Below are 22,583 nucleotides of genomic sequence, written 5' to 3'. Positions count from 1 at the left end.
ATCACTGAGCCAGACTATCACACACAACTTCAAGACGCATTTGTGAAGCAGCTCTCACATAGCCCGAAAAGTTTGTGCAGCACGCCCGCCATTCCGGACGAATTCGTTTTTTGGGGATCGAACTGATCCGGTCGCTGCGGCGACCAAACGATCGTGCCAGAATTCGCGCGATAACAGTCGGATCCCACACAATGATTCTGCAATCGCTCGCCGGTCTGCCTGCCTTCCTGGTCTATTTCTGCACCGGGCTGATCGCGATCGTGGCGTATCTGTTGGTCTATACCCGCATCACCCCGCACAACGAATTCCAGCTCATTCGCGACAACGATCCCGCCGCGGCGATTGCACTCGGGCTTAGCCTGCTCGGCTTCGTCGCGCCGCTGGTCAGCGCGATCGCGCATTCGGCCAATGTGCTGGACTGCCTGATCTGGGCGGCCATCGCACTGGTGGTCCAGGTCATCGTCTTCTACCTCGTGAGGGTACCGGTGCCGAACCTGTCTGGCCGGATCGCCGCCGGCGAACTCGCGCCGGCGATCTGGCTCGGTCTTTCCTCACTTGCGGCAGGCCTGCTGAATGCGGCCTGCATGATCTACTGATCACCTAGACATGACCGCGAAGCCTCCCACCAAGGACTTTGGCAGGCGCCGGCCGGCACCCGTGCCACCGCCCGCACGTGAGCCGGTGAAGCGCTCCGGCCATGTCGCCCTGCTGGTGATGGGCACGATCGCGGTCGGCACGACCGCCTACACGCTGATGCCACGCCAGAATTGCGATCCGCCGCCTCCGGGCGGTGCGGCACCGACGCAGACGACCACCGCCTGCGCCAGCAGCAGCCGCGGCTCCTCCGGCAGCGGCGGCTCGCGATGGTCGTCGCGCTCGAGCTTCTTCAGCAGCGATTCCATCAGCCATTCGTCGTCGGGGACCTCGTCCGACTCCGGCTCCAGCGGCGTCACCCGCGGTGGCTTCGGCTCCTTTGCGCATTCGTTCTTCTCGGGTGGCGGCTGACGCATGCAACGCATCATCTGTCCCGAACGCGACGACTGGCGGCAGACCGCCGAACAATGCGGCTTCGACTTCCACACAATCGACAGTGAACGCTATTGGGACGAGCGCGCCTACTACGCCTTCACGCTCGACGAGATCGAGCGCGCCGTCGAGGCCCCGACCGGCGAGATCGACGCGATGTGCCTGGAGCTCGCCGGCCGCGTCATCGGCGACGAGCGCCACCTGCGGCGATTGCAGATTCCGGAGGCGTTCTGGGATCTGATCGCAACGAGCTGGGAGCGCGACGACCGCAGCCTCTACGGCCGGCTCGACCTGAAGTTCGACGGCGAGACGCCGGCGAAGCTGCTCGAGTACAACGCGGATACGCCGACCTCGATCTTCGAGGCCGCGGTGTTTCAATGGACCTGGCTCGAGCAGGCGATCGAGCGGCGCATCATCCCTGCACGCGCCGACCAGTTCAACTCCATCCATGAGCGGCTGATCGACGCCTGGAAGACGATCGGTGCGGGCCGTCATCTGCATCTCACCGGCAGCACCGCCAACGACGAGGACGCCGGCACGCTCGCCTACCTCGAGGACACCGCGCGCCAGGCCGGGCTTGCGACCACGCTGGTCGACATCGAGGAGATCGGCTGGCGCGACGCAGGCGGCGGCTTCGTCGATCTCGACGACCGCGACATCGCGCTCGCCTTCAAGCTGTACCCTTGGGAATGGATGTTCCACGACGACTTCGGCGCAAAGCTTGCGGATGCGCCGACGCGCTGGATCGAGCCGCCCTGGAAGGCGGTGCTCTCCAACAAGGGTATCCTGCCGCTGCTCTGGGAGATGTTTCCGAACCACCCCAATTTGCTGCCGGCCTTCTTCGAGGGCGATCCGCGCGCCGCCGAGCTCGGCACGTCCTATGTCCGCAAGCCGCTGCTGTCGCGCGAGGGCGCGAATGTCACGCTGGTCTCGGGCGGCGTGCCGCTCGACGAGCACGAAGGCCCCTACGGCGCCGAAGGCTTCGTGCGCCAGGCGCTGTCGCCGCTGCCGAATTTTTCAGGCTTCTACCCGGTGGTGGGAAGCTGGCTGGTGAATCACGAGCCGTGCGGCCTGTCGATCCGCGAGGACGAGAGCCCCATCACCGGCAACAGCTCGCGGTTTCTCCCGCATGCGATCTTGTGAGCTCTTCTCTCTCTCCCCGTTCTTACGGGGAGAGGGTTGGGGTGAGAGGCTCCTTCCACAAAAAGTGGTGACACATGGACTCGCGGAGAGTCCCCCTCACCTGAATTCGAGCTGCGCTCGAATTCGACCTCTCCCCGCAAGCGGGGCGAGGTGCACAATCACCTCGCTGCGGCGATCTTCAGCGGCTGCGGCATCAATCCACCCATCGGGCGACCGGAGCGCGCCGGGTTGAGCTGGTAGAGGCCGCGGCGCTCGGTAACGGAACGGAAGGCATCGGTGATGCCGACGACCGATTCGGCGGCACCGAGCAGCAGCGTGCCGTCGGCCTCAAGGCTCCTGGCCATGCGCTCGAAGATCACCGCCTTGGTGTCCTGATCGAAATAGATCAGCACGTTGCGGCAGAAGATCACGTCGAACGCGCCGAGATGGGAAAAGTCCTGCAGCAGATTGAGCTGACGGAACTGGACCATGGAACGGACGTCGGCATTGAGCTGCCAGATATCGCCGGACTGCGTGAAATACTTCACCAGAAGCTGGATCGGCAGGCCGCGCTGCACCTCGAACTGGCTATAGACGCCGGCCTTGGATTTCTCCAGCACCTCCTGCGACAGATCGGTGGCGACGATCTCGATACGCCAGCCGGCGAACGCCGCGCCCATCTCCTTCAGGCACATCGCGATCGAATAGGGCTCCTGCCCAGTCGACGACGCCGCCGACCAGATGCGCAGCGATTTGCACGCCGCGCGCGCCTGGATCAGGCTGGGCAGAATGGTGTCGCGCAGATGATCGAACGGCACCTTGTCGCGAAAGAAAAAAGTCTCGTTGGTGGTCATGGCCTCGACCACATCGGTGGCAAGCCGGCCGTCGCCGCCCCTGATCTTCAGCACGAGGTCGGGAATGCCGGACAGGCTCGCCCTGCGGGCGAGCGGCAGCAGCCGGCTCTCGACCAGATATTGCTTGTCGGCGGAGAGATCGAGGCCGGATCGCTCTTTCAGGAACTTGCGCAGGTACTCATAGTCGGTGGGAGTCACGAGCGGTCTCCCGCAAACAGGCGATTGACCTTCGCACCGATCTGGTTGAGCGGCAGGATCGCCGCGCAGATGCCGGCATTGGCGGCTGCGCCCGGCATGCCCCACACCACGCTCGAGGCTTCGTCCTGCGCGATCACGCTGCCGCCGGCGGCGACGATGTCTTTGCCGCCGCGCATGCCGTCCGAGCCCATGCCGGTCAGGATCACGGCGAGGATGCTGCCGTGCCAGATCTCGATCGCCGAGGTGAAGAGCGGATCGACCGCAGGCTTGCAGAAATTGACGGCGGGGCCGTCGTCGAGCGCGATCGCGACATCCGTGCCGTTGCGCACGACGCGCATGTGCTTGCCGCCGGGCGCGAGATAGATCCGCCCCGCTTTCACCGGCTCGCCGTCGACCGCTTCATGCGCGGGCCGGCGGCTCGTGCGCGCCAGGTGCTCGGCGAGAATGGTGGTGAAGGTCGGCGGCATGTGCTGGGTGATCAGCACCGGGAAGCGGTCGATCACCGGACCGAGCTCGGTCACCAGTGTCATCAGTGCCTGCGGGCCGCCGGTCGAAGAGCCGATCATGAGCACCTTCGGCGCCTGGGCCGAGAACGGGCGTGTCGCCAGCGGGGCTGATGGGGCATGCACGACAGGCGCCGGCGCGGCAGGCCGCGCTGGCACCAGCGGGGCATGGGCCGCGGGTGCCAGCGGCGGGCTCGCAACCGCGGGCTTCCTGCGGAGCCGCGCGCCGAGATGGCGGATCTTCTGGATCAGGTCGTGGTGGAAAGTATCGGCGGCCGAGGCTTCGCGCGTCGATTCCGGCTTCGGAATGTAGTCGGCCGCACCCAGGGACAGCGCCTTGAAGCTGATCTCCGCGTTGCGGCGGGTCAGCGTCGAGGCCATGATGATGACGAGGTCGCGCTTCTTGGCGAGCAACTTCGGCAGCGCCGAGAGGCCGTCGAGCTCCGGCATTTCGATGTCGAGCACGGCGACGTCGGGTTTGATGCGTTCGATCTGGTTGACTGCCTCAAGTCCGGTACGCAATGAGGCCGCGACTTCCATGTCGTGCTCGGCACCGATCCAGCGCGAGATCAGACCGCGAATGACGACGGAGTCGTCGACGATCATCACCCGCAGCGGCCCCGCTTCTCGCGATGGGCTCGTGGTCGAATTACCGGCGAACGCAACACTCATTACTCACCAACTCAGACTGAAACGGTTCAGTTAACAACAAACGCCGAAGGATCCGCTCAGCCTCCGGTCGATCATTCAGATCAGGCCGACTTCCTGGAACTTCGCCGTCACGATGTCCTTGTCGAACGGCTTCATGATGTACTCATTGGCACCGGCGTGCAGCGCGCGCGCGATGTGCGCGACATCGTTCTCGGTGGTGCAGAACACCACCTTGGGCTGGTCGCCGCCGGGCATGCGCCTGAGATGGCCGAGGAACTCGTAGCCGTCCATCACCGGCATGTTCCAGTCGAGCAGCACCGCGTCCGGCAGCCCGCGCTTGCAGGCCTCGAGCGCCTTCTCACCGTCCTCGGCTTCGAGAATCTGGAAGTCGAGGCCCTCCAGGATCCGGCGCGCAACCTTGCGGATGACGCTGGAATCATCAACGACGAGACACGTTCGCATGTGAACCTCTACTTCTATCCCCTTGGGGGGCACTTCCAATTGCAAGTCCGTCGGCGGCTCGCCGCCGTATCAGGCCGCCATCATGTCCGGCGCCAGCTCGAGAACGCGATCGACGTCGAGGACGACCATGAGCTGTCCGTCGAGGCGATGGACGCCGCCGGCGAGCTTGGCCATGCGGGGGTCGAGGTTGACGGGGTTGTCCTCTTTGCTGTCCTCGAGCAGGCGCAGCACCTCGCCGATCTGGTCGATCAGGAGGCCATAGGATTCGCCGCGCAGGTCGACGCCGACCGCCATCGGCACCTTGCCGTCGTCGGCCTTGGGCAGCCCGAGCCGGGCGCGCATGTCGATCACGGTGACGATGCGGCCGCGCAGATTGAGCACGCCGGCGATCTCGCGCGAGGCCAGCGGCACGCGGGTGACGCGTTCGGGCATGAACACGTCCTGGACGCGGGAGATCGGCAGGCCGAAGAGCTGGCCGCCGATCATCGCGGTGACGTACTCGACCATGGCGCCTTCGCTGGACTGGGTCTTGCTGCTCATCTTGCCTATCTCCTTGCCGCTTTACGCCGCCGCCCGGCTCAGCTCGGCGGCGCCGGCGGCGGTGGCGGTCTGTTCCTTCAGCGCCGCGATCAGGCCGGGGCGGTCGAACTTGGCGACATAGTCGTGGAAGCCGGCCTGGCGGCCGCGCTCGATCGCCGCCGGCGAGACCAGCGCCGACAGGCCGATGATCGGCATCGCGGCGAGATTGTGGTCGGTGCGCAGCGCCTCGGCGAACTCGAACCCGTTCATGTCGGGCATCTCGATGTCGGTCAGCACCACGTCGAAGCTCTGGCCCGCGCGCAGCGTCGCGAGGGCCTCCTGCGCGCCGGCCGCGGTGCGGACCCGGTAGCCGGCGGCTTTCAGCACCGGGGCCAGCATGTTGCGGAAGAACGCTGAGTCGTCGACCAAGAGCACCGACTGCGAGGCCATCGACGGCTTCATCTCCTTGCGGGTGAACCAGTCGGCGAACGCCATCGGCAGGAAGTGGCCGACATCGATCACCTCGGTGGCCTGGCCCTTGATCACGGCCGAGCCCAAAATGCCGCTGCCGGTGCCGCCGACCTCGATGTTGAGCCGTTCCTCGACGATGTCGATGATCTCGTCGACGACGAGGCCCATCGAGCGGCCGTCGTCGGCGAACACCAGGATCGGCTGCGCGCCCTGCGAAGCGATGCTGACGCCCTCCATCGCGACCAGCGGCATGAGCTGCTCGCGGTACTGCACCATGTAGCGGCCGTTACTGAACTCGATCTTGTCGGCGGGCAGCTCCTCGAGGCGGGTGACGAGGCCGAGCGGCACCGCCTTGGGCTGGCTGGTGCCGGCGCGGAACACCAGCAGCGAGGTGGTCTGCTCGCCAGTGCCGATGTGATGGGCGGCGGCGTCATCGGCCATGTCGTGGGCCGAGGCGCCGGCGGCGCCGAGCGCCTTGGCGATGCCGTTGGGGTCGATGATCATGATGACGGCGCCATCGCCCAGAATGGTGTTGCCGGAGAACATGTCGATGTGGCGCAGCTTGGTCGACATCGGCTTGACCACGATCTCCTCGGTGTGGAACACGCCGTCGACGACGATGCCGAAGGTCTGGCTGCCGACCTGGGTCACCACGATGAAGCCGTTCTCGGGATCGCTAGCGGCGCCGTCGTCGATCTTCAGGAGCTTCTTGAGGTGGATCAGCGGCAGCAGCTTGTTGCGCAGGCGCAAGACCGCGGTGTCCTTGATGCGCTCGATGCGGTGCTCGGAGTTGGCGCGGGCCCGCACCAGCTCGACCACGGACAGTTGCGGGATGGCGAAGCGGTCGCCGGCGGCCTCGACGATCAGCGCCGAGACGATCGCCAGGGTCAGCGGGATCTTGATGGTGACCGAGGAGCCCTCGCCGGCGACCGACTTGATGTCGATGGTGCCGCCGATCTGGTCGATATTGGTGCGCACCACGTCCATGCCGACGCCGCGCCCCGACACCGAGGTGATGGCGGCCGCGGTGGAGAAGCCCGGCGCGAAGATGAACTTGTGGATCTGGGCTTCGCTCATCTTCTCGAGCTCGGCCTCGGTGACGAGACCGCTAGCGAGCGCCTTGGCCTTGATCTTCTCGGTGTTGAGGCCTCTGCCGTTGTCGGCGATGCAGATGATGATGTGGCCGCCCTCGTGATAGGCCGACAGGCGGATGGTGCCCTGCTCGCCCTTGCCGGCCGCGAGGCGCTCGGCCGGGGTCTCCAGGCCATGATCGGCGGAGTTGCGCACCATGTGGGTGAGCGGATCCTTGATCAGGTCGAGCACCTGGCGGTCGAGCTCGGTGTCGGCGCCGTGCATCTCGAGCTCGATCTGCTTGCCGAGCTCGCTCGACAGATCGCGCACGATGCGCGGCAGCTTCTGCCAGGCATTGCCGATCGGCTGCATCCGCGTCTTCATGACGCCCTCCTGCAGCTCGGCGGTGACGTTGGACAGCCGCTGCAACGGCACCTTGAACTCGGTGTCCTCGTTGCGGCGGGAGATCTCCAGGAGCTGGTTGCGGGTCAGCACCAGCTCGGAGACCATGGTCATCAAATGCTCCAGCGTGTCCACGTTGACGCGGATCGACTGGTTGGCGACGCGGTCGCCCTCGGCGGCGGTCTCGTCGGCCATCGACCTCTTGGGCGCGGCCTTGGCGGCGGGTTTGGCAACCTCCTTGGCGGTCGCGTTGGCCGGCGCCGGCTCGGCCTTAACGTCGGCCTTAACGTCGGCCTTGACGTCGGCCTTGACGTCGGCCTTGGCGACCGGCATCGGCACTTCGATCGCGGTCTCGCGGAAGGCGCGCTCGAGCTCGTCCAGCGACACCTCGCCCGGGCGCAGCGGACGCTCCAGCGTCTGCGCGACCAGCGCGCCGGTGGTCATCGCCGGCGCGGCGGCGGCCGGGGCGTCCGGCGCCAGCGGCGGCGCCTCAGTGACGGGCGCACTCCCCGCCGCCATCGCCGCCATGCCCTGCGCGACCATCGCCTCCAGCTTCTCGATCAGGTCGCGGTCATTGCCCTCGGGCTCGGCCTCGGTGGCCTCGAGCCCGGCCAAAATCTCCTTGATGCGGTCGATCGAGGACAGGATCACCGTCACCGCTTGGCCCGTCACCGGCATGCCGTCGCGGAACTTGCCCATCAGGGTCTCGCCGGCATGCGCCAGCGCTTCCAGCCGCGGCAGTCCCAAAAATCCGCACGTCCCCTTGATGGTGTGGACCAGGCGGAAGATGTTATCCAGGATCTTGGCGTTGTTCGGCTCCTGCTCGAACTTCACCAATTGATTGTCGACGGTGTCCAGGCTCTCGCTGGTCTCCGTCAAAAACTCCCGCAACAGATCATCCATGAAAACAGGCCTTCATACAGGGAGGGCACGCACGACGCGTATGCGCCTTCAGAATGGGGCCAGCTTCACCGCAAACCGTTTAATATTGGTTGAGTAAGTGCAAAGGAACGGAACCAACAAATAGATAAGGCGCTCCGGACAAACCGAAGCGCCTCGTAAAGATTCGATTAACCGCCTGCGGACGACGCCGCGCTTACGAAGCTGTAACGATGATGGCTTCGCCTTCCGGCGCGAGCGTCACGGTCAGACCGCAGGCCTGCGCCAGCAGCCGCGTATAATAGGGCTGGATCGCGTGCGCATCCGCGGCCGGGCCACGCTCGCCGCTGAGAAGCTCGGCGATGTTCTGCGGCAGTCGCGCATTGTGACCGGTCGACGTGACGCGAAAGCTCATGGTCTCGCCCTCACCGATCGGATCGACCGTCAGCGTGCCGCCCCGCGGGATGGTGTGCTGCGCGATCACGAGCATATTGAGCAGCAGCTTGACGCGATTCTTCGGCAACAGCAGCCGCGGCAGATTCCAGGTGATCGTGCACTTGCCGTCCTCGATGTGGCCGCGCGCCATGGTCTGCGCGTCGCCCAGATCGATCTGTGCGCCCGACGAGCCGGCGGCACCGAAGGCGAGGCGGCAGAACTGCAGGCGGGCGGACGCCGTCTTGGCGCTCTTGCGGATCAGTTCGAGCGCGAAGTCGCGGTCCTCGGGCTTGGGATCATCGTCGAGCACCTCGAGCCCGTTGACGATGGCGCCGACAGGGCTGATGAGATCGTGGCAGACACGCGAGCACAGCAGTGCCGCGAGTTCGAGCATATCGGGAGCAGTAGCGGTACCGGGTGACGAGGTGCCAGACATTAAAGGGGTCCTGGAGGGTTCCTGGAATTGCACGGCGCGGACGCGGCGAATCACGCATGCTTGACGGATGGGACGGGTTCTAACATTCGCAAGCCCGTCGCAGCTAGCTTGCGATAGGTTCGAAGCGGCCGTAATGCAGCGGCCGAATCAACCGACGAGAGGGCGAAACTTGCCGATGAATGAGGCATGCAGGTGAAGCGCATCATCGACGCCGAGGCTGCGACCGGCCTGATGGAGCCGCTCACGGCGCTGGTGGTGAAGGCGGGCGAAGCCATCCTCGCGGTCAACCGCGCAGCCATGCGCATCGACGGCAAGCAGGACGGCTCGCCGGTGACCGAGGCAGATCTCGCCGCCGACCGGATCATCGCGGATGGCCTCGCCCAACTCGCCGGCGAGGTGCCGACGCTCTCGGAAGAGCGGACGCAGCTCGCCTCTCCGCCCTTCCGTGACAGCTTCTTCCTGATCGATCCGCTCGACGGAACCAAGGAGTTCGTCGCCGGCCGTGACGAGTTCACCGTCAACCTCGCGCTCGTCACGCGCGGCGTGCCGGTGCTCGGCATCGTCAGCGCGCCTGCGCTCGGGCTGCTCTGGCGCGGCATCGTCGGGCGTGGCGCCGAGCGCGTGACATTTGACGGCGCGGTCATCGGCGCCGCCGAGCCGATCCATACCCGCAAGCTGCCGAACCAGGGCGAGCCCTGGGTCGCGGCGGTGAGCCGCTCGCATGGGGACAAGAAGAGCGAGGCATTCATTGATGCCCGGCCCAATGCCGTGAGACGGACGGTCGGCTCGGCCGTGAAGTTCGGCCGGATCGCGGAAGGCACCGCCGACATCTATCCGCGCTTCGGGCCCACATCGGAATGGGACGTCGGAGCCGGCTGCGCAGTCGTGACTGCGGCCGGCGGCAGGGTCACAGACGGCAAGGGCGGCGAGCTCCGATTCGGCGAGCGTCGCGACACTGGCTTCATCATCCCGGAGTTCATCGCCTGGGGTGATCCGCAGGCGGTACGGCCCTACTGACTGAGCTGGTCCTGGAGCGCCGGCCAGCGCTTGCTCACCTCGTAGAGAAAGCGCTCCGGATCGACCGCGAAGGCATCGCGATTGTCCTCGCGGCTGAACAAATAAAGCCGCTGCGCCGCGATCACGAAGAAGCGCGGATTGCCGGCGACGGTCACGCCCCGGGCGATATCGGCTGGATCATAGCCGCCGAACTGCGGTCCGTAGATTTCGGGATGAGCCAGGAAGGAGGCCCGGTTGCCCTCGTTGCGGAAGCGCCAGACCACGCCCCAGATGTTCGCTTCGAACTCTGCTGTGCCTTGGACCGGTTGGCCATCGACGAAATAGGCCACGGGGTCGAAGCCGTCGATCGCCACCCCGCTGAAGCGGTTGACGACGATCCGTTCGGTGGTGGCGGCCTGTGCCGGCAACCCGGAGCAGTCGATCCATATGCCCGCCAGCAGGCAGACGACGAGGCCGATAAAGGCAATTCCGGGGCGCAAAGGGCTAGCTTCCTGCCGTTGTGCCGTCATAGTTGCTGCGGATAACATCCGAGTCGAGGGGACATTCGGCGCAACCTAGGGCCATGCCTGTTGGCGTCAGGTTAAGGGAAGTGACCGGATTCGGTACCAGGGGTTTTTTATGACTTTCGCATCACGCCTTGCCGCAGTCGCGCTTGCCGCGCTGGTCGGTTGGATCGTGCCGGCCGCCGCCCAACAGGGGCCGCCGCCGAACCTGCCGCCGCCGCAGCGGACCCCCTCGCCCAACACCTATGGGCCGGACGAGCTGGTGGGCGCCGGCCACCGCTTCTTCGGCAACGTCTCGCGCGGGCTTGCCTCGATCATCGAGAAGGCTGTCAGCCAGTGGGGCCTGCCGAACGGCTATATCCTGGGCGAGGAAGGCTCCGGCGCCTTCGTCGCCGGCCTGCGCTACGGCGAAGGCACGCTCTACACCAAGAACGCGGGTGATCTGCGCGTCTACTGGCAGGGCCCCTCGCTCGGCTTCGACTGGGGCGGCGACGGCGCCCGCACCATGACGCTGGTCTATAACCTGCCCGCCACCAACGCGATTTACCAGCGCTTCGGCGGCATCGACGGCTCGGCCTACATCATCGGTGGCTTCGGTATGACGGCGCTCACAGCCAACAACATCGTGCTGGTGCCGATCCGCTCCGGCCTCGGCCTGCGGCTCGGAGCCAATATCGGCTATCTCAAATACACCCCGCGCGCGACCTGGAACCCGTTCTGAGGGTCCCCTCCTCCCCGTCCCCTACAGATCAACGTTAACGACAGGGCGGGGCTGGCTTTTTGCCGGCCCCCCATGGCATTGTCGTTGGTAAATTTTTCCTTGATTTGCGGAGTCCTGCCCCATGGTCGAACCGATCATGTATCTGGCGATCGGTTTCCTGCTCTCGATGCTGTGCGGGCTCGCGTTCGTGCCGCTGGTGCACAACCGGGCGGTCCGCCTGACCACGCGCCGGCTCGAGGCCGCAACGCCGCTGTCGATGGCGGAGATCCAGGCCGACAAGGATCAGCTCCGCGCCGAATTCGCCATGTCGGCGCGGCGGCTCGAGATGAGCGTCGAGCAGCTCAAGAACAAGACCACGAGCCAGCTCGCCGAGCTCGGCAAGAAGAGCGATGCCATCAACCGCATGAAGATCGAGCTCGGCGAGAAGAACGCCACGATCTTCGCGCTGGAGGCGCGCGAGAAGGCGATGAAGGAGCAGCTCCGCGCCACCGAAGAGGAATTCAGCGCCAAGACCGAGGCGCTGCGCGGCGCCGAGCAAGCGCTCACCGACAAGCAGGGCGAGCTCGCCAAGATCAACTCGGAGCTCTCCGACCGCTCGATGATGGCGGAGAGCCGCCAGGTCGAGCTCGTCGCGGTGCGCGCGCAGATCGAGCAATTGAAGAATCGCGTCGGCGATGCCGAGAAGGAGTTCGCCGCGACCCAGGCGCGCCTGAACCAGGAGCGCACGGAATCCGAGACCGCCTCGCGCGAGCTCGGCGATGCGCGCGGCCGCGTCGAGAATCTGAGCCAGCGCGTCACCGATCTCGACCGCCAGCTCATCGTGCAGGTCAAGGAGGCCGAAATGCTCTCGGGCCGCGTCGCCGATCTCGAGGGGCGGCTCGCAACCCAAGGCAAGCTGCTCGCCGAGCGCGACTATGAGAACAACCAGCTCCGCCAAGCCAATGAGGCCGCCGAGCGCACCGTCAAGGAGCTGCGCGTCGAGATCGCCGCGCTCAGCGGCGGCAAGTCGTCGGCCGCATTCGACGCGCTGCGCGCGGAAAAGGCCGCGCTGGAAGAGCAGCTCCGCACCGCGCGCGACGAGCGCGCAAAACTGCAACGCGACATCAACGGGATCCAGCAGCAGGCCGAGAGCTCATGGGCGACCGAGCGCATGGAGAATGCGCTGCTGCGCGAGCGCATCAACGACATCGCGGCCGAAGTCGCCAAGCTGGCGATGCAGCTCGAAGGCCCGAACTCGCCGATCGAGGCGCTGCTCGCCGCCGAAGCAGGCCAGGCGCCGAAGCCCGCCCCGCGTCCGGCCAACGACGCTGCGACGAACGGCGCGGCCAGCCTGCCGGAGGGCGGCGGAACGCTGGCCGAGCGCATCCGCGCGCTCCAGGCCCACGCCTCCCGCGCCCGCCAGCAAGGGGCGTAAAGCGGGCCGAAAGCGCGGTTTCGTTTGCGAATTGCGTGATCTACGGAAGGTTTTCGGGCGCGAGACCACCTGGAAACTTGACACGTTCGGCCCGCACTTCTAAATCGCGGGCTCCACAGAATGTGCCGGCCGGCCGCAAGGTCCGGCCGCCTGCATGATGGTCCCGGGCGCATAGCTCAGCGGGAGAGCGTTCCCTTCACACGGGAGAGGTCCAAGGTTCGATCCCTTGTGCGCCCACCATTTATAGCCAAAATTCAATGACTTAGCAACCCGCCTCCCCTCTAATGTGCCCCAGAAAAGCGGGGGCACAATAGGGGCACATCGATGCTTTGCTACCGCGCGCAAGAACTCCGTGCGGGGATTCATCGAGAGGTCGGCGATAAACTGCACCCTGCGAAGAGCTCTTGGGTGGCCAGTCGTTTTCGAGAAGCCGATCGTCGAAGAGGAGACGGCAGGCTCGTGCCGAGCATGTTTTCGCAAAGAGCATGCGATGGCGCTGTCGGGTTACGAGCAACGGCGACAACGCGCGCAAGCATTACCGTGCGCACCGAACTGGACAACCTGCTGGCCGAGCCCGGAGCCCCCATGCAGCGTTCAGGAAACGGCTGGAGAGAGCTCGCTTGAAAGCCGCAGTGGAAGGAGCGGCTGCGCTCCGAGGCAGGGCCCGAGTTTAGTCGATGAAGGGAGGCGGTTTGGGCCGCGACGGCCGTATGCATTTATGCTGGGCAGCGTCATCAACAGTCGCAATCGGCGACCCCGCGCTAGAACTCAGTGATACTTCTGACCTCTATTGTCAAAGGCGATCTTCGTGCCTTCCAGCACATCAACAACAGCCCTGTTGATTATTCCATCCTCGATAGAGCCTGACTGATACGAGATACGGGCGCCATTCTTTCTGTCGAATGTTGCGTGTATAATCTGCTCGGCATCGCACACGACCGCCAAATTCGGATTATGCGTTACCATGATGATCTGTCGTGATTTCTTTGCTTCGTTGAGAACCGGAACGAGCAAGCTCACAACCGTCTCGTTGTCCAGATTCTCTTCCGGCTGATCGAGGACGATGGGATTTCGTCCCTTGTCGACCAACAGATAAAAGATCAATAGAAGAGCGCCGCGCTGCCCGGGCGACAGCCGTTCGATGTGCGTGTCTTGAAACAGCAGCGTATACTTCGGTTCCAGATACTGAAGTCCGAATACATAATTGTAGACCTCCGACGGCGCCTTCTCCTTCCTCATTAGTGCCCTGATCCCTGGGACATTGGGCGCCGCCTTATCGGCGCTCTCGGTCAGCAGGGAAGTGACGTCTTCGGCAAAACCGACCGCATCGGCAGCATTTTCAAAGGCATATTTCTCAAATCTGCTACGGATTGCGGCGAAGCTCTCGTCTTCGCCCCGCAGCTCTCGTTGCAACCCCTTAAGGCTTTCCGGCTCCGTTTCGGATCCTTCAATTGCCTCCAGGGCCACTTGCCAACCCTTCAAGGCTTCCGTGTAGGCTTGGTACTTTTGCTGCGGATCGTTCAATTTCTGAGAGAGTTGCTTCTGCTCTGTGACCAGAGCCGCTTCCGTCTTAGCGGCACTTTCGACCCTTTCCGCCATCTCTGCGTCGCTCGCGAGCATCGTTTGCTCAAGCTGAATCAGGACGTGGCGGTTGACTGTCAAGGTAATCATCCTCTCCGCTGTAAGCTCGACCGCGGCGAGGTCATCCGCGATCTCTGATACGAAGGTCGCGAATTGCTTCTCAAACAGACTAATACGCTCGCCAATGTTGCGGAGCGATCTCTGCTTCCTGCCGATCAGCCGCCTGTCGTCGGCAACCTTCCTGGCCTCAGTCTTGAGCTGCTCCAGCGCCGCGCCGATCTCCGCGAGTCTGGCACTTGCCGCTTGCTGATCGGCAGTAAGAGCCGCCGTCGGCTGTTCGACCTCCGCGGGTCTAACTGTCGCGTGTTCCTCGATCTGCTTCGCCTTGAGCTTGACCTGCTCCTCGATATTTTTCTGGACGTTGGGATGGAGTTGATCCTCGGTTTCAACGATCTGCTCGTTGAGCGCCCGCAACGATTTGCGAAGCTCGTTCGTTTGAGCCCGGAAGACATTCTCCTGTTTGTCAATGAGCTGATCGAAACTGAGGGCCTCAAGACGGACGCTGTTCGGAACGTGCGAAAAAATCACCTCGCGCAGCTCTTTCTCGAACTCGTCCGTCTTGCCGGACACGTGATCATTGCAAAGGGCTTCGAATCGTCCTTGAGGTATGTACCGAACAAGTTCGACCCGCTCGGGCGATGGATCATCAGCAAGGCACATGACGCATGGATCGCCAGCTAGCCAGCACAGCCTGCCGACGAACTGGCGCGCCGGTTCACCCGCCTTCCCGCGAAATCGGTCCCGTTTGAGAAAAGAGAAGTGGACATTCTGATGCGAGTTTCCTAGCAACGCCACGATGTCCGCAAGGGCGCTCTTGCCGCTTCCTTTGTTACCAATGATCGCGATGAGGTCTGGGTTCAGAAGGATCTCGGTTCCGTCGAGCCAAGTGTCGGGAAGCGCGCTGTCAGGGTTCTTGTAGACGCTAATCCGGTCTATGTAGAACGTTTTGTGGCCATTGATCCGCTCGAGCTTCGGCGGCAATTCGCCTAGGAATGAGCGTTTGGCAGGTTCTTTCAGCACCTGTAACAGGCCCTTCCAGGTGGGATCGGCCTTGATCCACGTACGCTTGCCGGACGGAAACTGACCGTATCCGCGCTTATCGTTGGTCCCGTTTCCTCGGAAGCCGTGGGCATCGCTGCCGGAAACCGCGAGTCGAGGAACGCCCCTCAATGCCGCCTGGAAATTATCGAGCCATTTTCTGTTTCCCTCTGTTTCAACGCCACAAAAGGCGGCCCAATAATCCGTGCTTCTCGTTTCAAAAATGGGAGAAGATTCGAACAGCCCCAGCGCATACGCGTAATGATCCGTCCAATTTATTGAATCAAGTCCGTCGTAGGTGGAGAACGGCATGAAGCCAACTGCCCGACCACTGGGAACCTCGCGTATCGCCTCCTTGTATGAGTCGACCTTCAACTCCGCGATCCTGCATCCTGCGGCGAACGCCTCCTCGTCTTCTGAAACAACCCTGCTCTTGTCAATTCCATGTTTGGCCAGTTTGTCCGCGCCCACATATCGGGCGTACTCTATCAGCGCATCACGAGATAGCGGTTGATTGATGAGTTCAAGCTTGAGCCGCGAGAGAAAATCTCTGAGGTGCTGATCGCTGATTTCATCGGAGAAGAGGACGTGGGCATTAAGTCGGCCCTGCATCGGCGCTGCCAAGCGCAGTTCGATACCCGGAAAGACCGTTTTCAGAAGTGCCGGCGCCCCCTGTTCGCTGTGTCGCGCCTTTAGCGCGAACCAGCCATCGAACGTCCAGTAGTCCATGAGCCCGAACGCCACTGGAGCAGCGTCATTTAGGGCCTCGATCATCTCGTCGACGAGACGATCGTTTCGCACCTTGTCCGTACCGAAGCGCTCGCCATCCCAATGAAATGAGGCTGGCGAATGCATATGCAGATCCCACTCGCGCCATTCAGAGCCCCTCGGAAACATCCCTGCAATCCTTCCAGCTAGTATTTTTTTTGAACGAAACCCGATTAGTTTTAGTTCAGATGCGGCGATCACACCTAAATAACGTCGATGCTCTCAATCCGGAGCGCCGACGGCCGGGTCGTCTGCGCGAACAGAGTTGGTCAAGCTTGCCGGATTCACATGCTTCCGATCGGCCCACTCGACGAGATTCTTGGGACGGTACGACGCATCTGCCCGCCAGCGATCGAATACCGACTTGTCGATCGTCTCGTTCACATTCACGTGGGCGCCGTCGTCTCGGACGTCCGGCTCCTGGCCGATCGTCCGATAGAATGGCTTGGTGATCCTCGAGTACAGACCGTAGGCAAACTCTTTGTAGGAATCCGCAAGCGGCGCCGACAGTCCGTCACCGTCCAGATCCACCTCGCTTCGGAATGCGAGTCCTTGTGACTCGGCCTTCTTCATGATCCAGCGCAACGGCGCCTGAGGCAATAGGTCGGTCGCGTATCCGCCTCCAACGTTGGCGTGCGCGCCGACGAACCAGCGTTGCTCGACGCCGGAGATGGGCCTTGGCGCCGCGATGACGGCCTTGGGATCCTTCGGATGGCGGACGTCCCAGAGCGTGGGCGCGAAGTCGCCGCGATGTTCATCGATGGCGAGCGCATGATATCCGTTGAGGATGTGGATCCGAAGCCCTGTTTCGAGGAAATCGAAGGTCGACCTGCTAATCCCCTCGATGCTGAACGCCTTGAGGCCGAGCGACCCGACGGTGTCCCAGACTCCGACCATCTTCACGTCAGCCCGTCGCGAGTACTTTAGCAACCAGCGCTCTTCGGTCGTAATATTCTGAAGGTCCCCCGAGCTCTGCAGCTCGGCTAGCCGCCAGATCGTCTCCTCGTTCCCGCGCTTATAACGGTCATATAATTGAGTGATGCCGATGGGCGAGCCCGGCTTCAAAATTCCGAGCTTTGCGGTCAGGCCTGCGAGGCTTCGCGCAGTGTAAGCTCCGCGACTGAACCCAAAGATGAATATTTCATCCCCGTCATTGTAGTTCTCGACGAGCCACTCGTAGGCAAGCCGGATGTTCTCATCGAGACCCTTACCAAAGACGCCGCCAAGAAAGCCATTCACTCCAACCTCATAATAGATCAGTTGCGGCATTCCGGCAGCATCTTTGGGAGCGCACAAAGCTCTCATGCGCCACACGTTGGTGTTGCTGTTCACCGCGTTCCAGGTGCCGTCGAGGAAGATCGCGAGCCTCTTTCTCTGGTTGGAGGGGCCGGAGAACGCCTCCTGGTTTCCGCCACTGGTCTGTGGCTGGCCGACGATCGCGCTGACAGCAACGATCATACCGATAAGGATCGAATAGCCGACAACCCTCTCTACAATTTTCGCGAAACGCTTCATTTGCCCCCTCCCAAACAGCCCAATGTTTATGGCAACCGACTTAGCCCGCACGGGCCTATTGGATGCGACAACGCAAGCAATGCAGCAGCCGTCGTAGCCCCAAACCGTTTCTGATGGCTGCCGAGCCTCACAGATTGTTCGATTACAATCGGAGGCCGCAGTGAATCAACAACGCTTCGTTCCTATTAGGAATCTGGTGTGCTGTACGTACCGTTAGAGCAATCAACGCAGTCTTTCGGCGCGATGACGGCATGATTCGCGGCGAAGCGGCCCGAGACAGGTGCCCATCGTAGTTTGTGCAGATTATGAGAGGAGCACAACTCCAGGCAGATGTCGTGACTGTCGTTTGCAGCAATCAAACACTCTCTGCTCGGCGCGCTCAATCTTTCGTGCTGGACGCCCTCACACCTGCTGTCTTTTTTTCGGCCGCCGCAAACGCGCCTGCAAGCCACGTCTTAATAGGGATACATCCAGTAGGTCGTATCGGTCTCGTCGGGCATCGAGCGTAGAGTGGGGTCCGCTGCAGCGGTTTAAGATGCGCCGAAGAAGAGATGATCCTGCCGATGTCATCGAGAACCGCGCGGCTCGTTGAGTATGTACTGTGGTTTAGAGCAAACATTTCACTCCCTACCGCAGAAACATCAATCGTTTCGATGCCAGGCACCAGGGTTGGCCCACTCTGAGTCACGAATCCCATTCGCGATTTGGATTGCGCTTTCTTCATGGAAGCTAGCAGGGCTAGATCCGTCGAGGACGCATAGAGAGTTACCGCCCCCGCTGCTGCTTTAATCTGATTTGCACGTTGCAGATAAACATCACGGTCCACGTCCGGGGCAGCAAAAATCAGCTCGGTAATTCCAAGCGTCGTCTGGCTCAAGGCAGCTTGCTGCAAAGCGCCAAGGACGACTTCGCTGCCGAGGCTATGTGCAATGACGATGATTCTGGAGACCTTGCCCTCCTTTTTGATCAGCTGGAGAAGGTCGAACAGGCCATCCGGCGCGAACAGAGCACTCTCGCGGTCGTAGTCGTAGTCCTTCCATCCGCCCTTGGACGGCCAGGAATACATCATGACGCGTCCCTTGTAGTTCGCGTCAAAGGCGATTTGGGCTGCCTTGAAAGCCGCGTCGTTGAACGCAACGTTATAGCCGTGCACAAAGAGCATCAGGCTGTCTGCCGGATTTGCAATAGCGGCCGCAAACTCCTCGCGTGAGAGCCGATTCAGCTTCTGAATTCGAAAGTGTTTTCCGTCCTGCTCCGCCTCTTTCGTTCCCCACCAACTGGTCCCGGGGATTTCCACTTCGCCCATCTTGTGAACGATGGGAATGCTGACCGTCACATAGCCAAAGGTGTTGGAAGCGGCCCGGCCATAGGAGATCTGGCTCAATTCCAGACCTGGTCCGCCCGTCACAACGCGATTGGTAGCAAAGTAGACCGGCACCAAGCCCTTAATTGCAGACTTGTTGGCCACCACCTCGGCTCCGGTGGTGCTCTTGTTGGGAGGCGCCTCCTCGCTCGCCTCACCGGTCGTCGGTCGCCAAGGCCGGTCTACATGGTAGCGCCGGACATGGTGGTAGTACCCTGGCCCATAGCGGTAGCCGTATCTTGTCAGTGCATTCCCATGTTTCTTGGGAGCCTTCTGGACATGCGGCTTGAGCGGCTGTGAGGCCGGCCCCTGATGGGCGCAACCGGTCGCGAGCGCGCAGAACAAAACAATGAGCACCGTCCGGAGACGTCGGCAAGCCTCTCCGATCCGTTGCAGACGGTTCGAGGCCCAATTTTGCGATGCAAGCATGACCATCTATCGTAACCTACTTCGCGAGGACCTGAGACACATTGACCGTAGCCCCCAGCCATCCGCGGTACCTGTCCACAGCGGGCCCGCTGGTGAGCTTATAGGTGAAGCGTGCCTGCGCTCCGCCGTCGTTGATCGCGCAAGCGATATTGCTTGCGCCATTTGCCGTCTCGACATGCCATTTGCATCCTGTGATGCGGTAGCCGGGCTCAGCAGGGAAGGTCTCGGTATAGTCCGCCGAGTGCTCGGCAAACACGACCGGGTGATCGTCCTTGGTCTTGTCCACCGTATACGAGCGATCGATCTGCTTCGGCTCGACGAGCTGCGATACCGGCACGTTCACGATGAGGCGGCGGTCTTCGGGCACGAGAGTGTGGATTGCGCCAGCTAGAATCTCGGGGATCTTCACGCCGGCGTTGGCCTGGGTCTGCACATGCGTGGAGTTCAGCTTGCTCCAGTTCTCAAACGAGATCGTTGTGTCGACCCATTTCGTCCAGCAAACGTACGGCTGGGGAATGGCGGCGATCATGTTGTAGAGTGGGCTTGCGGTAATCACGGTCGCGGGGATGATGAAGTTGACACCCGAAACCTGTGCCTCATTCCACTTGACGATACCGCCGACCGCGATCCCAAGCAGTGCGCCGAACTCGTTGAAAGCCGGGCCGCCGCTGTTGCCGACATTCATCACCGTATCGGTCTGCCACCGGCCATTGGGGTTGGTTTGATTGCTGATCAGGCCACTCGATATGCTGAGATCCAGATCGAGAGGATAGCCGAGCAGATACAGCTGGGTGCCCATCGGGGCCTGCCGATTGTCGTCGATCACCGGCATCGGACACCGCGAGGCTCCCCCGCTGCTTCCCGCGGGTTGCGCCAGTTCGAGGAGTGCGAGGTCTCGGGTATCGTCGCGATGCACGGCAGTGACCTTGATCGGGTTCGCATTGCGCGATCCCAGCCGGGCATCAACCTCGAAGGTTTTGTAGTTCTCCTCGCGCCCGATGACATGGCTGTTGGTCAGCACGAGGCTATCGCCGATCAGTAGCCCGGAGCCGCCACCAACTTCCTGCTTGCCGTTGAACATCACGCCAACGAACTGGACGTGAACCGTCCTGACGTTGTACCGCGCGGCAATCTGCACCGCCGCACGATCCGCTCGCGCCGGCGCGCACATCAATGTAAGGACGCCAAATGTCAGGACGGATAGAACGTCCTGACAGCGGCGATATCGAGTGGGCTTAATTGTCCGTTTCCGTTCCATGCTGAATTACAATAGTTCATTATTGAATTGGGATCGTATTTGGTGACTTTGTAATCGCCGACTGAGCCTGACGCTTTTTCGTTGCGACATTGCTCCGGAGCATCATCACGATTCTGCTCATGCGTGAAGCCGAGCGCGTGTCCGAATTCATGGACCGCGACTGCGCGAATGCAAAATTCGCGTTTGTCTCGACAGCCTTTGCTCCAATGATTGAAACTGAAATTGAGGGTCATGCCCGAGGGCTTGCCGTCCAGGTATTTTCCGACCACGTCCGTGTGGGCACCCTCGTCGGCTATGCGCACATGAACGCCAGGCGCGCCGTCGGTACAGGCGGGCCACATCTTCGAAAACCGGACGCCCCCTTGCGCCGCCGTCTCCCAAGTCTCAGCAACGGCTTTCCGGACGAGGTCGGCATATTTGCTGTCCTGCGCTTTGAGATTTTCCCAGCAGACTGGAATTTCCTTGATGTCCCACTTCGAGCCGCGGATGACCGTGCCGTATAACTCCATTTCGGACACGCCGGAAGGAAGCGCAGGCTGAGCATTCGCGCCCCAAGACAGAGAGAGCGCGAGCAGCAGTACGAGTCTGGGCAACCAGAGGCGAAACATGCTTCCTACTGCGTCGGAGTTGGGCTCGGCGGGAAGACCGGCACCGGCGCCACAATGAAACCATTGGTCCGAGGTCCGCCCCCGCTACGGCGACCGCCAGGTCCCACTCCTCCCGGGAATTCCTGCGATTTCTCTCCGCCTGGCGAGGGCGCTGTATAAATGGGGTTCTCCTTTGACCCGAGCGGCGGCGTTTTTGCCGCATAGCCAGCCGAGCCGGACTTGGCTCCATTGGCAAGGACCGCATTCGGACCATTGATGTAAATCCCGAGATTGCTGAACTGCTGCGCGGAGGCAGAAGCCTGGATTGCAGCGGGGGTCCAACGCACCGAAGTGAGGGAGTACTTTGCCTCGACGCCGCCGGTCACCTGAACCGAGAAAGTGTACGTCATCTGCGCTGGCTCCGCGCTCTCCGAAGGCATGGCGGGCGTCAGATTGTTGGCGGAGATGAGAACAGCGTTGTCCCGCAACCACGTTGCAAATGGCTTCGAAGCATCGACAATGATGCGCTTGTAGGCGACGCGCTCCGGAAATTTGTTCTCGGCGAGAGCCTCGAGCTCGGCCAGATCAGTGGGCGTTCCACGATAGCAGCCACGTTCATACGTTGCCGAACCGGCTGCAGCGGGAGTTGTATCGGACGCAAGCTGGGCATTCTGCTTCATGAGGAATGACCAGATCAGGTCATAAGTGTCCTGGGCCGAAGCGGTGGGGCCTGCATGAGTGACGTCATTGCCCGTCGCGTTCAGAATCCGCTTGTAGTCGAATGCTGTGCCGGATCCGAGTCCGCCCGTATCGGTCACCTTCAACTCCAGGAAGAAGGTGCCATACAGGAACGGGTCGATGTCAAAATGAGCGTACTTGTCGAACGCTTCTTCCGGCCGGGTTTTGTAGATTTTCAGGTATTCCTTCCGCCTCTCGCGCTCGATTTGGTAGAAGGTCACGACCTCACACCTGATCGACTTGAGGAAATACGGCAGCTCACCGGCCGTGATCACGCCCGTCTGCGGATCATGAATGTAGTACAGGCTCGTGCAGCCGCCCATGGCAAGGCAAATGCCAACGCAAGCCGCGGCGCGGCTTAATTTCCACATCTGATCGTCCCCCGTCCACGTCACTGACCGCGCGCGGATCTCCCGCCCAAATTGAAAAACAGTCGCATCGGTTCGTCAATAGCATCGTGACCACACTGCAGCTTTTCGTTGTCCCTGGTGCTGTTGGCGCAGATTTTCCGCGCGCCGCGGGCGCGTCGTTGAAAGCAGGGCTGAATCACCAGACAAGATCG

Annotated in this window: 19 protein-coding genes and 1 tRNA gene; 7 read left to right on the top strand and 13 right to left on the bottom strand. The window is 62.4% G+C overall.

What is annotated here, in order from left to right; genetic code table 11:
- The first annotated feature begins 191 nt into the window (after positions 1 to 191).
- From MTX21_RS36470 to MTX21_RS36460, 3 genes are read left to right on the top strand one after another with little or no spacing between them, the layout of a single operon-like run.
- Positions 192 to 596 carry a DUF350 domain-containing protein gene (locus tag MTX21_RS36470; RefSeq protein WP_280969267.1) on the top strand — a complete coding sequence of 135 codons (405 nt, stop codon included), beginning with the start codon at positions 192 to 194 and terminating at the stop codon, positions 594 to 596.
- A 10-nt stretch (positions 597 to 606) separates the two neighbouring features.
- Positions 607 to 1,005 carry a hypothetical protein gene (locus tag MTX21_RS36465; protein WP_280969266.1) on the top strand — a complete coding sequence of 133 codons (399 nt, stop codon included), beginning with the start codon at positions 607 to 609 and terminating at the stop codon, positions 1,003 to 1,005.
- 3 nt (positions 1,006 to 1,008) lie between these two features.
- Positions 1,009 to 2,169 carry a glutathionylspermidine synthase family protein gene (locus MTX21_RS36460; RefSeq protein WP_280969265.1) on the top strand — a complete coding sequence of 387 codons (1,161 nt, stop codon included), beginning with the start codon at positions 1,009 to 1,011 and terminating at the stop codon, positions 2,167 to 2,169.
- A 158-nt stretch (positions 2,170 to 2,327) separates the two neighbouring features.
- Here MTX21_RS36460 and MTX21_RS36455 read toward each other — a convergent pair whose 3' ends face one another.
- The 6 genes from MTX21_RS36455 to MTX21_RS36430 form a co-directional block, all read right to left on the bottom strand.
- The gene (locus MTX21_RS36455; protein WP_280969264.1) at positions 2,328 to 3,200 is read right to left on the bottom strand and encodes a protein-glutamate O-methyltransferase CheR; all 873 of its coding nucleotides are present in this window, start codon (positions 3,198 to 3,200) and stop codon (positions 2,328 to 2,330) included.
- Positions 3,197 to 4,375: a chemotaxis response regulator protein-glutamate methylesterase gene (locus tag MTX21_RS36450; RefSeq protein ID WP_280969263.1), complete on the bottom strand. Its 1,179-nt coding sequence runs from the start codon at positions 4,373 to 4,375 to the stop codon at positions 3,197 to 3,199. The genes MTX21_RS36455 and MTX21_RS36450 overlap by 4 nt, the downstream gene beginning before the upstream one ends.
- A gap of 75 nt (positions 4,376 to 4,450) precedes the next feature.
- A complete protein-coding gene (locus MTX21_RS36445) occupies positions 4,451 to 4,816 on the bottom strand; it encodes a response regulator (protein ID WP_007600538.1) in 366 nt (121 codons plus the stop codon).
- Between the two features lie 69 nt (positions 4,817 to 4,885).
- A complete protein-coding gene (locus tag MTX21_RS36440; protein ID WP_280969260.1) occupies positions 4,886 to 5,356 on the bottom strand; it encodes a chemotaxis protein CheW in 471 nt (156 codons plus the stop codon).
- 21 nt (positions 5,357 to 5,377) lie between these two features.
- Positions 5,378 to 8,182: a hybrid sensor histidine kinase/response regulator gene (locus MTX21_RS36435; RefSeq protein WP_280967728.1), complete on the bottom strand. Its 2,805-nt coding sequence runs from the start codon at positions 8,180 to 8,182 to the stop codon at positions 5,378 to 5,380.
- A gap of 193 nt (positions 8,183 to 8,375) precedes the next feature.
- Positions 8,376 to 9,029: a histidine phosphotransferase family protein gene (locus MTX21_RS36430; protein ID WP_063700973.1), complete on the bottom strand. Its 654-nt coding sequence runs from the start codon at positions 9,027 to 9,029 to the stop codon at positions 8,376 to 8,378.
- Between the two features lie 186 nt (positions 9,030 to 9,215).
- Between MTX21_RS36430 and MTX21_RS36425 the strand changes: the two genes are divergently transcribed.
- Positions 9,216 to 10,046 carry a 3'(2'),5'-bisphosphate nucleotidase CysQ gene (locus MTX21_RS36425; RefSeq protein ID WP_280969259.1) on the top strand — a complete coding sequence of 277 codons (831 nt, stop codon included), beginning with the start codon at positions 9,216 to 9,218 and terminating at the stop codon, positions 10,044 to 10,046.
- Here the strand turns inward: MTX21_RS36425 and MTX21_RS36420 are convergent.
- The gene (locus tag MTX21_RS36420) at positions 10,040 to 10,525 is read right to left on the bottom strand and encodes a YHS domain-containing (seleno)protein (RefSeq protein ID WP_280969258.1); all 486 of its coding nucleotides are present in this window, start codon (positions 10,523 to 10,525) and stop codon (positions 10,040 to 10,042) included. The genes MTX21_RS36425 and MTX21_RS36420 overlap by 7 nt on opposite strands.
- 139 nt (positions 10,526 to 10,664) lie before the next feature.
- Between MTX21_RS36420 and MTX21_RS36415 the strand changes: the two genes are divergently transcribed.
- The 3 genes from MTX21_RS36415 to MTX21_RS36405 all read left to right on the top strand — a co-directional run bounded on the left by MTX21_RS36415 (position 10,665) and on the right by MTX21_RS36405 (position 12,924).
- Positions 10,665 to 11,270 carry a DUF1134 domain-containing protein gene (locus MTX21_RS36415; protein WP_280969257.1) on the top strand — a complete coding sequence of 202 codons (606 nt, stop codon included), beginning with the start codon at positions 10,665 to 10,667 and terminating at the stop codon, positions 11,268 to 11,270.
- Positions 11,271 to 11,391: 121 nt separating this feature from the next.
- Positions 11,392 to 12,684: a hypothetical protein gene (locus tag MTX21_RS36410; RefSeq protein ID WP_280969256.1), complete on the top strand. Its 1,293-nt coding sequence runs from the start codon at positions 11,392 to 11,394 to the stop codon at positions 12,682 to 12,684.
- A 165-nt stretch (positions 12,685 to 12,849) separates the two neighbouring features.
- Positions 12,850 to 12,924: transfer RNA gene (locus MTX21_RS36405), tRNA-Val, on the top strand.
- Between the two features lie 528 nt (positions 12,925 to 13,452).
- Here the strand turns inward: MTX21_RS36405 and MTX21_RS36400 are convergent.
- The 6 genes from MTX21_RS36400 to MTX21_RS36375 form a co-directional block, all read right to left on the bottom strand.
- The gene (locus tag MTX21_RS36400) at positions 13,453 to 16,260 is read right to left on the bottom strand and encodes a TrlF family AAA-like ATPase (RefSeq protein WP_348637470.1); all 2,808 of its coding nucleotides are present in this window, start codon (positions 16,258 to 16,260) and stop codon (positions 13,453 to 13,455) included.
- 93 nt (positions 16,261 to 16,353) lie between these two features.
- Positions 16,354 to 17,646, bottom strand: a complete 1,293-nt coding sequence (locus MTX21_RS36395) for a DUF2235 domain-containing protein (RefSeq protein WP_280969254.1) — start codon at positions 17,644 to 17,646, stop codon at positions 16,354 to 16,356.
- A 379-nt stretch (positions 17,647 to 18,025) separates the two neighbouring features.
- Positions 18,026 to 19,444, bottom strand: coding sequence for an alpha/beta hydrolase (locus MTX21_RS36390; RefSeq protein ID WP_280969253.1), 1,419 nt, complete (start codon positions 19,442 to 19,444; stop codon positions 18,026 to 18,028).
- A 10-nt stretch (positions 19,445 to 19,454) separates the two neighbouring features.
- A complete protein-coding gene (locus MTX21_RS36385) occupies positions 19,455 to 20,576 on the bottom strand; it encodes a serine protease (protein ID WP_280969252.1) in 1,122 nt (373 codons plus the stop codon).
- 53 nt (positions 20,577 to 20,629) lie between these two features.
- Positions 20,630 to 21,304, bottom strand: a complete 675-nt coding sequence (locus MTX21_RS36380; protein WP_280969251.1) for a M57 family metalloprotease — start codon at positions 21,302 to 21,304, stop codon at positions 20,630 to 20,632.
- Positions 21,305 to 21,309: 5 nt separating this feature from the next.
- A complete protein-coding gene (locus MTX21_RS36375) occupies positions 21,310 to 22,392 on the bottom strand; it encodes a hypothetical protein (protein WP_280969250.1) in 1,083 nt (360 codons plus the stop codon).
- Positions 22,393 to 22,583 lie beyond the last annotated feature (191 nt).

This window comes from Bradyrhizobium sp. ISRA430 (genome assembly GCF_029909975.1).
In the GTDB taxonomy this organism is placed as follows: domain Bacteria; phylum Pseudomonadota; class Alphaproteobacteria; order Rhizobiales; family Xanthobacteraceae; genus Bradyrhizobium.
The sequence above is the reverse complement of the archived record's forward strand: the minus strand, read 5'-3'. Positions and strand labels throughout refer to the sequence as shown.